General features: G+C 73.7%; 9 protein-coding genes. 5 read left to right on the plus strand and 4 right to left on the minus strand.

What is annotated here, in order from left to right:
- Nucleotides 1–32 precede the first annotated feature (32 nt).
- Together NVV95_RS06685 and NVV95_RS06690 are read right to left on the minus strand one after the other, a co-directional pair.
- The gene (locus NVV95_RS06685) at nucleotides 33–383 is read right to left on the minus strand and encodes an avidin-fold protein (RefSeq protein ID WP_259485762.1); all 351 of its coding nucleotides are present in this window, start codon (nucleotides 381–383) and stop codon (nucleotides 33–35) included.
- 127 nt (nucleotides 384–510) lie between these two features.
- Nucleotides 511–4,044, minus strand: a complete 3,534-nt coding sequence (locus tag NVV95_RS06690; RefSeq protein WP_259485763.1) for a bifunctional proline dehydrogenase/L-glutamate gamma-semialdehyde dehydrogenase — start codon at nucleotides 4,042–4,044, stop codon at nucleotides 511–513.
- A gap of 85 nt (nucleotides 4,045–4,129) precedes the next feature.
- Here NVV95_RS06690 and NVV95_RS06695 point away from each other — a divergent pair, with 85 nt between their 5' ends.
- The 4 genes from NVV95_RS06695 (at nucleotide 4,130) to NVV95_RS06710 (ending at nucleotide 8,742) form a co-directional block, all read left to right on the plus strand.
- Nucleotides 4,130–5,044, plus strand: a complete 915-nt coding sequence (locus NVV95_RS06695) for a LysR family transcriptional regulator (RefSeq protein ID WP_259485764.1) — start codon at nucleotides 4,130–4,132, stop codon at nucleotides 5,042–5,044.
- Between the two features lie 67 nt (nucleotides 5,045–5,111).
- The gene (locus NVV95_RS06700; protein ID WP_259485765.1) at nucleotides 5,112–5,837 is read left to right on the plus strand and encodes a TetR/AcrR family transcriptional regulator; all 726 of its coding nucleotides are present in this window, start codon (nucleotides 5,112–5,114) and stop codon (nucleotides 5,835–5,837) included.
- Nucleotides 5,834–6,682: a hypothetical protein gene (locus NVV95_RS06705; RefSeq protein ID WP_259485766.1), complete on the plus strand. Its 849-nt coding sequence runs from the start codon at nucleotides 5,834–5,836 to the stop codon at nucleotides 6,680–6,682. Before NVV95_RS06700 ends, NVV95_RS06705 begins: the two co-directional genes overlap by 4 nt.
- The gene (locus tag NVV95_RS06710; RefSeq protein ID WP_259485767.1) at nucleotides 6,679–8,742 is read left to right on the plus strand and encodes a YhgE/Pip family protein; all 2,064 of its coding nucleotides are present in this window, start codon (nucleotides 6,679–6,681) and stop codon (nucleotides 8,740–8,742) included. Before NVV95_RS06705 ends, NVV95_RS06710 begins: the two co-directional genes overlap by 4 nt.
- An 88-nt stretch (nucleotides 8,743–8,830) precedes the next feature.
- On the opposite strand, the gene NVV95_RS06715 is transcribed toward NVV95_RS06710, so the two are convergent.
- Both NVV95_RS06715 and NVV95_RS06720 read right to left on the minus strand, forming a co-directional pair.
- A complete protein-coding gene (locus tag NVV95_RS06715) occupies nucleotides 8,831–10,501 on the minus strand; it encodes a molybdopterin-dependent oxidoreductase (RefSeq protein ID WP_259485768.1) in 1,671 nt (556 codons plus the stop codon).
- Between the two features lie 54 nt (nucleotides 10,502–10,555).
- Nucleotides 10,556–10,963, minus strand: a complete 408-nt coding sequence (locus tag NVV95_RS06720; protein WP_259485769.1) for a DUF3054 domain-containing protein — start codon at nucleotides 10,961–10,963, stop codon at nucleotides 10,556–10,558.
- 290 nt (nucleotides 10,964–11,253) lie between these two features.
- On the opposite strand from NVV95_RS06720, the gene NVV95_RS06725 reads away from it, so the two are divergent.
- The gene (locus tag NVV95_RS06725; protein ID WP_259485770.1) at nucleotides 11,254–12,087 is read left to right on the plus strand and encodes an MBL fold metallo-hydrolase; all 834 of its coding nucleotides are present in this window, start codon (nucleotides 11,254–11,256) and stop codon (nucleotides 12,085–12,087) included.
- Nucleotides 12,088–12,152 lie beyond the last annotated feature (65 nt).

A 12,152-nucleotide genomic window follows, 5' to 3' on the forward strand; every position in this document is an offset into this window, starting at 1 on the left:
GCTCGCCCCGGCGGGCGGCCGCGTCGCGCGGGTCAGACCTCGACGCAGATGCTGACGTGGTCGACGCCGTCGATCTCGAAGTCCTCGACGAGCCGCACGCGACCGGTGGCGTCGAGCTCGACACGACTGCCGCCGGTGCCGCTCACGATCGTCTCGCCGTCGAGCAGCTGGTGCACGAACGAGACCTGCAGGGCGTCGCCCGAGCGCGTGCCGACGAAGCGGCCGAAGGTCACGGTGTCGCCCACGTAGTCGCCCCAGATCACCCCGTCGCGCTCGAAGTAGTGGAAGCGCGACGGCGACGCGGGGTCGACCGCGCTGTTGGTCGAGGACTCCATCACGAACTCGCGGCCGTCGAGACTGGGGGCGGTGGGGGCTTCGTTCACGTGAAGGAGTATGCCCGACGACGCCTGTCGTCCTGACGCATCGAGCATTTCGTCGAATCCTTCAGGCCCGCGCCTCGCCGAACTGGACGAAACCGGTTCGGCGAGGCGTCAGACGCAACGATTCGTCTCAGAGCGCCTCGACGAGTTCGGCCAGCGCGCGGTCGGGGGTGCCGAAGCGGTGGGCCGTGATCGAGACCGCCTGCTCGCGCAGGAACGGCAGGAGTTCGAGGCGGCCGGCCTCGGTCACTGGGCCGCTCCACACGGCGACGTCGGGGCGTCCGGCGGTGGCGGCCACGACCTCGTCGGCGGGGGTGCCGATGAGGCGGATGCGCGCCGGCGGCTGCGCGGCGAGCGACGTCGCCCAGCGGGCATCCGTCTCGACCTGCACCGTCAGGGGGAGCCCCTCGAGCAGCGCCGCGAGCTCGGGGTCGGCGACGCTGACCGTGGCCGGGTCGCCGCTCCGCAGCGCCGCCGCGACCACGCGCAGCACCTCGACGGCTGCGGCCGCCGATCCCGCCCGCACGTGGGTGCCGCCCGCTGCGCGGTAGCGGAACACGTTGTGCTCGGCCGCGACCTGTGAGACGTCGACCGCGGCGCCGAAGCGCTCGTTCCAGACGCGGGCGTCGCTCTGGGCGGCGCGGGTGAGGGAGGCCAGGGCGTCGTCGCCGACGAGGGGCGAGCGACGGGCGGCGGCCAGCAGGGCGGTGACCGCGGGGAGGAGGGCGGGAGCATCCGTCACCCCACTGGCGGCGGGAGTCTCAGCGGCGGCGGCCACCTGGGCAGCGGCCGTCGCCCGCGCGGGCACCCACGACCCGAGGTTGACCAGGTAGTTCGGCCCACCTGCCTTGGCACCCGCGCCCACCGACGACTTCTTCCAGCCGCCGAACGGCTGGCGCTCGACGATGGCGCCGGTGATGCCGCGGTTGACGTAGAGGTTGCCCGCCTCGATGCGGTCGAGCCAAGTCGAGATCTCGCCGCGGTCGAGCGAGTGCAGGCCCGAGGTGAGGCCGTAGTCGACCTCGTTGACGATGTCGATCGCCTCGTCGAGGGTGGGGGCGGTCATGATGCCGAGGATCGGGCCGAAGTACTCGGTGCGGTGGAACGCCGAACCGCGGGCGACGCCGTCGCGGAGGCCCGGGCCCCACAGCCGGGCGTCGTCGGTGCTGAGCGCGCGGGGGCGGATCAGCCAGGACTCCCCGGCGCCGAGCGTCGTCAACCCTTCGCGGAGCTTCGGGCCCGGGGCCTCGATCAGCGGACCCATCCGGGTCGAGGCGACGTGGGGCAGGCCGACGGGCAGGGAGGAGATCGCGTCCATCAGCTGCGAGCGGAAGCGCGGCGACGACGCGACCGAGCCCACCAGCACCACGAGCGAGGCGGCCGAGCACTTCTGGCCGGCGTGGCCGAAGGCGGAGGCCACGACGTCCTTGACGGTGAGGTCGAGGTCGGCCGACGGGGTCACGATGATGGCGTTCTTGCCGCTCGTCTCGGCGAGCAGCGGCAGCTCGGGGCGGAACGAGCGGAACAGCTCGGCCGTCTCGAACGCGCCGGTGAGGATGACACGGTCGACCGCGGGGTGCGAGACCAGCTGGCGGCCGAGCGTCTCCTCGTCGACGTCGATCAGGCGCAGCACCTCGGTGGGGACGCCGGCGGCCCAGAGCGCCTCGGCGACCAGCGCGCCCGAGCGCGCCGAGAGGCCGGCGGGCTTGAACAGCACGGGCGACCCGGCGGCGAGCGCCGCCAGCGCCGACCCGGCCGGGATGGCGACGGGGAAGTTCCACGGCGGGGTGACGAGCGTCAGGCGGGCGGGCACGAACGTCGCGCCCTCGACCGCCTCGAGCTCGAGCCCGCGCTCGGCGTAGTAGTGGGCGAAGTCGACGGCCTCCGACACCTCGGGGTCGGCCTGGTCGATCGTCTTGCCGGCCTCGGCGGCCATCACCTCGATCAGCTCGGCGCGACGCTCCTCGAGCACGTCGCCGGCGCGGTGCAGCACGGCGCCGCGCTCGGCCGCACCGAGCTCGGCCCAGGCCCGTCCGGCCTCGACCGTCTCGGCGACCAGGCGCTCGAGCTCGGCCTCGGTCTCGACCCGGGCGGCCGCGACGGTGTCGACGCCGAGCGTGCTGGCCTCGATGCGACCGAGGATGCCGTCGGCCCAGACCCGGTTGGCGCCGACCGACGGGTCGGTGTCGGGCGTGCTGACGAACCGGCCCGGGGCCGAGCGGCCGACCTCGGCGAACCGGTCGGCCACTCGGCGTGCGGGCGGCACGGCGGCGTCCAGGGCCTCGAGCGAGGCGGTGAAACGCGTCCTCTCGCGCTCGAACAGCTCGGGCCGGTCGTTCAGCTCGAAGACGGCCGACATGAAGTTCTCCTGCGACGCGCCCTCCTCCAGACGGCGGATCAGGTACGCGATCGCGACGTCGAACTCCTTGGGCGAGACCACCGGCGTGTAGAGCAGCAGCGAGCCGACCTCGCGCTTCACGGCTTCGGCCTGGCCCTGCGCCATGCCGAGCAGCATCTCGAACTCGAGGCCGTCGCGCACGCCGCGACGGCCGGCGACGATCCAGGCGTAGGCGAGGTCGAAGAGGTTGTGGCCCGCGACGCCGAGTCGCACGTTGCCGATGCGATCGGGGTGCAGGGCGTAGTCGAGCACACGCTTGTAGTTCGTGTCGGAGTCCTGCTTGCTGCCCCAGGTGGCGAGCGGCCAGCCGTGCAGCGAGGCCTCGACCTGCTCCATCGGCAGGTTCGCGCCCTTCACCAGTCGCACTTTGACGCCCGCGCCGCCGTGCGCGCGACGCTTCGCGGCCCACTCCTGCAGCCGCATCATCGCGGCGAGCGCGTCGGGCAGGTACGCCTGCAGCACGATGCCGGCCTCGAGCTGGCGGAACTCCGGGCGGTCGAGCAGCCGCATGAAGACCTCAAGGGTCAGGTCGAGGTCCTTGTACTCCTCCATGTCGAGGTTGATGAACTTGGCGGGCCGGCCCGACTTCAGCGGCTTCGCGGCCTCGGCGAAGAGGGGGATGAGCTTCGCCACCACGTCGGCGACCGCATCCTCGAAGGCCCAGGGCGCGTGCGGGGCGACCGTCGACGAGACCTTGATCGAGACGTAGTCGACGTCGTCGCGGCCGAGCAGCCGGATCGTGCCGCCGAGGCGACGCCCCGCCTCCTGGTCGCCCAGCACGGCCTCGCCGAGGAGGTTCACATTCAGGCGCGTGCCCGGTTTGCGGATCTTCGCGATCGCCGGCCCGAGCTTGGAGTCGGTGGCGTCGATCACGAGGTGGCCGACCATCTGCCGCAGCACCCGCCGGGCGATCGGCACGACGACGCCGGGCAGCACGGGCGCCATCACACCGCCGAGGCGCACCGCGGCGCGCAGCGGAAGCGGGAGGAAGGCGGGCACGTCGGGCGCGATGCGGGCGAGCGTGGCGGCGGCGACCGTGAGGTCCTCCGGGCGCACCACGCCGTCGACGAAGCCGACCGTGAAGTCGAGGCCCTTGGGGTCGGCGAGCACACCGGCCAGGCGGGTGGCCGAGGCGTCGGACTCGTGGCTCGCGGCCTCCGTGAGCCAGCGGCGCACCAGGGCGACGACCTCGTCGGCGAGGGCGGCGTCGTTCGCAAGGTCGGGGGTGCTCGAGTCGGTGCGGGGCGCATCCGTCAGATCAGTCATGCTGCAATGGTCCGTCACGTCAAGCCTCAGCAAAAGCGATGGTTACTGATGCATATCCGTAAGCTGAGGTGACGAAAGGGGCCGGATGCTCGACGTGCGCAAGCTCGTGCTGCTGCGCGAACTGGCGATCCGAGGCACCATTGCGGCGGTCGCCGAGGCGCTCAGCTTCAGCCCCTCGGCCGTGTCGCAGCAGCTGAGCGCCCTCGAACGCGAGGCGGGGGTGCCGCTGTTCCGCCGCACCGGACGGCGCCTGCAGCTCACACCGCAGGCCGAGGTGCTCGTCGCGTCGGCCGCCGAGCTGCTCGACACGCTCGAGCGGGCCGACGTGGCGCTGCAGTCCTCGCTCGAGACGGTGAGCGGCACCCTGCGGGTCGCGGTGTTCCAGTCGGCGGCGCTCACCCTGATGCCGCCGGCCCTCCGATCGATGACCGACGAGCATCCGAACGTGCGCATCGAGATGGCCCAGCGGGAGCCCGGGCAGGCGCTGCACGACACCTGGGCGCGCGAGTTCGACCTCGTCGTCGGCGAGGAGTACCCGGCGCACTCGGCCCCCTGGCTCAGCGGGCTCGAGCGGCACGACCTCACCAGCGACGCGGTCGAGCTGGCGCTGCCGGGTGAATCGGCCAGTCCGCATCCGCTCGCCACGATGCAGGATGCCCGCACCATGCCCTGGGTGATGGAGCCGCGTGGTACCGCCAGCCGCCACTTCGCGGAGCAGCTCTGCCGCGTCGCGGGCTTCGAGCCCGACGTGCGGTACGAGACCGCGGATCTGCAGACGCAGATCCGGCTGATCGAGACCGGCAACGCCGTGGCGTTCATGCCGGAGCTGGTCTGGGCGGGCCGACCGACGACGTGCCGGCTGGTCACGCCGCCCGGTGCTCCTCGGCGCACGATCTTCACGGCGCACCGGGCGTCGGCGAGCGGATCGTCGGCGATCGGGGCACTGCGGGCGGCACTGGAGGCCTCGGCGGCGGCGTGGAGGTCATCGACCGCTCGCTAGCCTGCCGCTCGACAACGGAGCGCTCGATAACTTGCACAGCCATGTGCAAGTTAGTAGAATCAGGGGCGTGACCACCACTCTCTCCCCCCGCGCTCCGCGGCGAGACGCCCTCGAGAACCGCGAAGCCATCGTGCGCGCCGCCTCGGTCGTCTTCCGCCGCGACCCCGAGGCGTCGCTCGACGCCGTCGCCGCCGAGGCCGGCCTCTCGCGTCGCGCCCTCTACGGACACTTCTCCTCTCGCGACGAGCTGCTCGCCGAGCTGCTCACCCGCGGCGGCGCGCGCATCTCCGAGGCGCTGGCCGACGTGCACCACGACGACCCGCGCATCCACCTCGCCCTGATCGGCGCGGCCATCTGGGCCGAGGTGCAGCAGGTGCGGGTGCTCGCGCAGCTCGCGCTGCACGGGCCGCTCGAGAAGACGGTGGCGTCGGCCCTGTCGCCGGTGCGGGCATCCGTTCGCCGGGCCACGAGCGCGGGGGTCTCGGCGGGGTACTTCCGTGAGAGTGTGCCGGTCGAGTCGCTCGCCCAGCTGATCGAGGACGCCGCGATCGGCGTGCTCGACGTCGCCGTGCGCACCGACCTCGACGAGGCCGCGGGGCGGCAACTGGTGATGACCGTGGGGCTGTCGGTCGCGGGGCTGTCGTGGCGGGAGGCGGATGCGCTGGTCGCGTCGATCCCGGGGTCGCTGCTCGCGGCCTGGAGTGCGCCGGGGTCGGGCGCGGTCGTCGGGTCGGGCGCTGTCGCCGGGTCGGGCGCTGTCGCCGGCTCGGGGTCGGAAGGGGGTCGGTCGTGAAGATCGTGGCGGAGGGTGTGAGCAAGGGGCACGCGGGCATCCCGCTGCCGCAGCGCGACGTGGAGTTCTCGACCGGGCGGGTCACCGTCGCCGAGGCCGAGGTGGGCGACCAGCCGACCGTGCTGTCGCTCATCCTGAGCGGGCGCATGGTGCCCGACAGCGGATCGGTGACGGTCGACGGGGTCGACGACGCGGCGCGCATCCGGGAGCTCGTCGCGCTCGTCGACGCGCCGGACGTGAGCGAGCCCGCCGCCGACCTGGCGCTGCGCGACGTCGTGCGCGAGGAGCTGATGTTCTCGGACCGCAGCGCCACGCGCGCCGCCGTCGCCCGGGTTCTTGCCGATGCCGGGGCGGGCGACTACGCCGGCGTGCGGGTGGGCGACGTGCCCGCGGGGCTGCGGATCCGGCTGATGGTGGAGCTGGCGGCGTTCCGGCGGGGGGTGCGGGCGCTCGTGCTCGCGTCGCCCGACCGGCACGGCGGCGACCCGCAGGAGTGGCTCGACATCGCCGACGACCTGGCGGCCCGCGACTTCGCGGTACTCGTGGTCTGCGGCGCGCCCTCGGCGCAGCTCGTGCGCCCGCTGCTCGAGGCCCGCGCCGCCGCCGAAGCCGCTGCGGCCGAGGCAGCGGCACGCGAAGCCGCCGCGCGCGACGCCGCGCAGCAGGATGCCGCCGCCAAGGCCGCCCGCGCCGCCACTCCTCGCTCCGTCGCGGACGCCTCCGCCGCCGCAACGCCGCCCACCGCGAACCCGCCCGCCGCGCATCCGCTCACCCCGCCCGCGCCGGCCACCCCGGCGGCGCCCACCCCCGCACTCACCGACACCGAACCGGAGTCACACGCGTGAAGATCTACCACCTCGTCGCCACCGAGCTGAAGCGGCTCACCGCGACCGGCATGGCGAAGCTCGCCCTCGTCGCCCTGATGCTCGTGCCCGTGCTCTACGCCGGGCTCTACCTCTGGGCCAACAACGACCCCTACGGCAACCTCAAGGACGTGCCCGTCGCGCTCGTCGTCGAGGACACCGGCGCCACCGTCGACGGCGAGCAGGTCGACTACGGCACCCAGGTCGAAGAGCGGCTGCTCGACGACCAGTCGGTCGGCTGGATCGTCACCGACGCCGACACCGCCGAGCGGGGAGTGCGGGACGGCACCTTCGACTTCATCCTGACGCTCGGGCCCGACTTCTCGACCGCGCTCACGAGCGCCGAGGGCGACGCGCCCACCCAGGCCGTCGTCGAGCTCACGACCAACGACACGAACAGCTTCCTCGCCACCACGATCGCCGGCCAGGTCGCCGAGAAGGTGCGCGCCAGCATCACCGAGCAGGTCGGCAAGGAGGCGGCGCTGAAGCTCCTCGACGGCTTCGCGACCGTGCGCGCGAACCTGACCACCGCGGTCGACGGCGCCGGACAGCTCGCCGACGGCGCCGCCAGCGCCAGCTCGGGTGGGCAGCAGCTCGCCTCGGGAGCGGGCACCGCCAACATCGGCGCCCTGCAGCTCGCCGACGGACTGCAGCAGCTGCAGGCCGGCTCGGCCGCCCTCCCCGGCCAGGCCAACCAGCTGAACGACGGCGCGCAGCAGCTCTCGACCGGGCTGCAGCAGCTGCAGGCCGGTTCGGCGAGCCTGCCCGACGACACCCAGCGCCTGAACGACGGCGCGCAGCAGGTCGCGGCGGGCAATGCGCAGCTCGCGTCCACCGCGTCGGGCCTCGCCGGGCAGGTTCAGGATGCGGTGGACCAGGCTGCGGCCGTGCGCTCCGACGCCGAGGCGGCCATCGCCGCCAGCGCCCTCACCCCCGCTGAGAAGCAGGCCCTGCTCGCCGACATCGCCCAGATCGCCACCGCGGTCGACGACGGCAACACGAAGGTGCAGGCCGCCAACACGCAGATCGGGCAGCTCGCGGCCGGAAGCGCTGCCGTCGCCGCGGGCACGCAGCAGCTCGCCGACGCCGCCCCCACCCTGACGAACGGCATCGCGTCCGCCGCGACCGGCGCGTCCCAGCTCGCGGCCGGAACCCAGCAGCTCGCGGATGCCGCCCCCACCCTGACGAACGGGATCGCGTCCGCCGCGACGGGAGCCTCGCAGCTCGCGGGCGGCGTGACCCAGCTCGCCCAGGGCTCACTCGACCTCGCCGGCGGGCTCGGCAGCCTCGACAGCGGAGCCGACCAGCTGCACGACGGCCTCGCATCCGGGCTCGCCGACGTGCCGGACCAGACCGCCGACCAGCGCGAGACCGCGGCCCAGACCATCTCGGACCCCGTCGCGGTCGACAGCAGCGCGGTCACCAAGGCCAGCAACTACGGGGCCGGCATGGCGCCGTTCTTCATCAGCCTCGCGGCCTGGATCGGCATCTACGCCCTGTTCCTGATCGTGAAGCCGCTGTCGCGCCGCGCCCTGACCGCGCTGAAGAAGCCGTTCACGGCGACCACCGCCGGCTGGGCTGCACCCGCCCTGCTCGGTTCGGTGCAGATGCTCGCGGTGTTCGGCATCATCACGCTCGCGCTCGGCTACCAGGTCGAGCACCCGTGGGGGATGCTCGGCTTCATGGTGCTCACCTCGGCGACGTTCGCCACGATCATCCTGGCGCTGAACATCCTGCTCGGCAGCGTCGGGCAGTTCCTCGGGCTGGTGCTGATGGTGCTGCAGCTGGTGACGGCGGGCGGCACGTTCCCGTGGCAGACGCTGCCCGGGCCGCTGCAGGTGCTGCACCAGGTGCTGCCGATGAGTCACGCGGTCGACGGCATCCGGCAGCTGATGTACGGGGGCGACGTGTCGCTCGCGGGGGCCGACACCGGGGCGCTGGCGTTCTGGCTTCTCGGGGCACTGCTCGTGTCGTACCTCGGGGCGCGGCGCATGACGCGCCACCGCACCCTGCGCGACCTCCGCCCCTCCCTCATCGGGTAGCCCTCGCGCCCGCTCCTCGCTCCCGGCGAGTGGTCGCTTTCGGCGCGAAACACGCGGTTGTGGCGCCGAAAGTGACCACTCGCGGGGCCTAGGAGACCGAGAGGGTGCGGGTGTGCCAGCCCGAGGCTCCGTCGGGGGCGGGGGACGCCTCGTCGGGAGTCTGGGTGTAGCCCGAGCGGTCGGTCGCGCGCACCGAGACGGTGTGGTCGCCGGGGGTGGCGTCCCAGTCGTAGACCCACTGCACCCAGGTGTCGATGCCGGCGGTGTCGGCGAGCCGAGCATCCGCCCAGGGGCCGTCGTCGACCTTCACCTCGACCTTCTGGATGCCCGTGTGCTGTGCCCAGGCGACACCCGCGATCGGCGTCGAACCGGCCGCGACCGAAGCGCCGACGCGGGGTACGTCGATGCGCGACTCGGTCTTCACGGGGCCGAGCGCCGACCACCCGCGGGGCGTCCAGTACCCCTCGGACTCGTCGAACGTCGTCAGCTCGAGCTCCGTCACCCACTTGGTCGCCGAGACGTAGCCGTAGAGGCCCGCGACCACGACGCGCACCGGGAACCCGTGCTCGACCGGCAGCGGCTCGCCGTTCATGCCGACGGCAAGGATGCCGACGCGATCCGGATCCTGCAGCACCTCGAGCGGGGTGCCGGCCGTGAAGCCGTCGATGCTGCGGCTGAGCACCATATCGGCCCCGGCCAGGGGTTTCGCGCGCGCGAGCAGCTCGCGAATGGGGTAGCCGAGCCACAGCGCGTTGCCGATCAGGTCGCCGCCGACCTCGTTCGAGACGCAGGCGAGGGTGACCGGATGCTCCTCCAGAGGCAGCGCGACGAGGTCGTTCCACGACAGCTCGATCTCCTGCTCCACCATGCCGGTGATCTTCAGCGACCACGTGCTCGCGTCGACGCTCGGCACCTGGAGGGCGGTGTCGATGCGGTAGAAGTCGGCGTTCGGGGTGATGTAGGACGCGAGGCCGTCGATGCCGAGCTCGGCTCCGGCCGGGGCGGCGGGCGCGGGGGTCGCGGCGGTGGGGAGGGTGATGGCCTCGCGGGCGGCGGTGACGGCGGACGCGGCGGCGTTCATGCTGCGGGCGATGACGCCGGCGAACACGGCGGCGACCGCGGTCACTCCGGTCGCGACGAGGAACCGCCGCCGGTCGACGCGCCCGGCGCCGGCCGCGGGCTGCGCGGGCCCGGCGGGGGTGAGGGACGGTGCCGCAGGGGTGGTGGGGGCCGGAGCGGCCACGCGGGCGGGGGCCGGGGTGGTGGGGGCCGGAGTGGCGGCCACGCGGGCGGGGGCCGCGGTGGCGGGGGTGCGGGTGGCGGCGGTCTGCCAGGCGCGGAGGCGCTGGGCGAGCATCCGGAGCAGGAGCGCGCCGGCGATCATGCCCACGACGGTCGGCAGGCCCGAGAGCGCGCCGGCGCCCGAGCGCGTGGTGACCGCGAGCACCGCGACGCCCGAGACGAGCACGAGGAGGGCGACGCCGAACGGCGTGCGACGCCATTCGAGCAGGCCGGCGAGGGCGGCGAGCACCGCGACGATCACGCCGAGCAGGGTCAGCAGCGCGGCCTTGTCGCCGGTGCCGAACAGCTGGATGACCAGGTCCTTCACGCCGGGCGGGGCGAGATCGATGACGAGGGATCCGACGGCGAAGAGGGGGCTCGTCGAGGCTCCGGCGAACACCGCGATGACCTCGGCGATCGCGAGCACGGCGGCGGCCGAGGCGAGGCCCGCGGCGGCGGCCCAGAGTTTCCAGCGCATGCTTCATCGTAGGGACCGCGGGCTGGGGGTGGGCCGTGCGCGGCGGCGGGGGCGTCAGCGGCGGCGGGCTCGGAGGCGGCGCACCAGGGCCGCGATCGCGTGCCAGCCCACGAGGAACACGCCCAGCACGATCGTCGTCACGATGACGAAGCTCAGCTGAACGCCCTGACCGCTCGCCACCCGCAGCAGCATGCCGACCGCCACCGCCGCCAGCCACACCGCGACGCCGGTCGGCCACACCGCGAGGGGGCGGCGCCATCCGAGGGAGGCGACCCACCCGACAGCCGCGCCCACCACGAAGGGCCAGGCCGTGACGGCGAAGCCCGAGAGCGCGTCGCCCTCGTCGTGGCTGCGACGGCCGATCGCCACGAACAGCAGCACCAGCACGAGATCGACGACGGCCGCGACCACGACGTCCCGAGCGGATGCGCGGCGAGCGGGCGGGGTGATGGAGGAGGTCACCGCTCGATCCTAGGCGCGTCACCCTCGGCGGCCGGTGGGAGACGGCACAGCGACAGCGGCGGCCCCACAGCGGCGAGGCCGCGGCGGGTTGGGTGGCCGCGGCGGGCTGGGTGGCCGCGGTGGGCGGCCGCAGGTGGAATGGCCACGGGTGGAAAGGCCACAAGTGGAATGGCGGCGGGTGGAGGGCGGCGGGTGGGGTGGTTGTGGTCGCGAGGAAGGGAGCGGCGGGTGGCGGGCGCAGGTGGGGCGGGCCCGCGCGGTGGGGCGCGCATCCGGATACCGTGGCCCGCATGACGAGCGACGCGAACAGGTGGGACGAGGTCGGCGACGGGGTGTTCGTGCGGCGGTACGAGCCGGTGGACGTGTCGGTGGGGGCGATCGTCGGGCCGACCGGCGTGACCGTCATCGACACGCGCAACAACCCCGAGGAGGGCGACGAGATCCTGCGGGACGTCGTCGAGCGGTTTCGCAAACCGGTCGTCGCCGCGATCAACACGCACGCCCACTACGACCACACCTTCGGCAACGAGCGCTTCGCGGCGCACGGCGTCGGCATCTACGGGCACGTGCTGATCCCGCGCCACTTCGAGCAGCACGAGGCGCCGCGCCTGGCCGCCGTGCAGGCCGACCCGACCCGCGAGCCCGACAAGCACTGGGCCGGCGTGCACCTCACCCCGCCGACGATCCTCGTCGACGCGCCCCTGACCATCGATCCGGGCGAGCGGATGATCGAACTGCTGCCGATCGAAGCCGGACACACCGACACCGACCTCGCCGTGCACGTGCCCGACGCGGGGGTGTGGTTCCTCGGCGACGTGCTGGAGGAGTCGGGACCGCCGATGTTCGGCTCCGGCTCGTTCCCGCTGGAGTGGCCGGCGGCCCTGCGCTCGGTGCTCGGGCGGGTCGGGGAGGAGGACGTGATCGTCCCGGGGCACGGTGCACCCGTCGACCGGGCGTTCGGCGAGCGCCAGGCCGGGCAGCTCGAGGCGGTGGCGGAGTTCGTGCGCCGGGCGCACGCCTCGGGGGAGACCGCCGATGCCGCCCGGGTGCCGGAGGAGCTGCTCGCCGTCTGGCCCGAGGCGCAGCTGCGGTCGGCGCTGCGGGCCGGGTTCGCGACGCTGTAGCGACGCGTCGCTGCGGGCCGGGTTCGCGACGCTGTAGCGACGCGTCGCGGCGGGCAGCGCCGCGA

It is taken from the genome of Herbiconiux gentiana, assembly GCF_024978135.1.
Classification (GTDB): Bacteria; Actinomycetota; Actinomycetes; order Actinomycetales; family Microbacteriaceae; genus Herbiconiux; species Herbiconiux gentiana.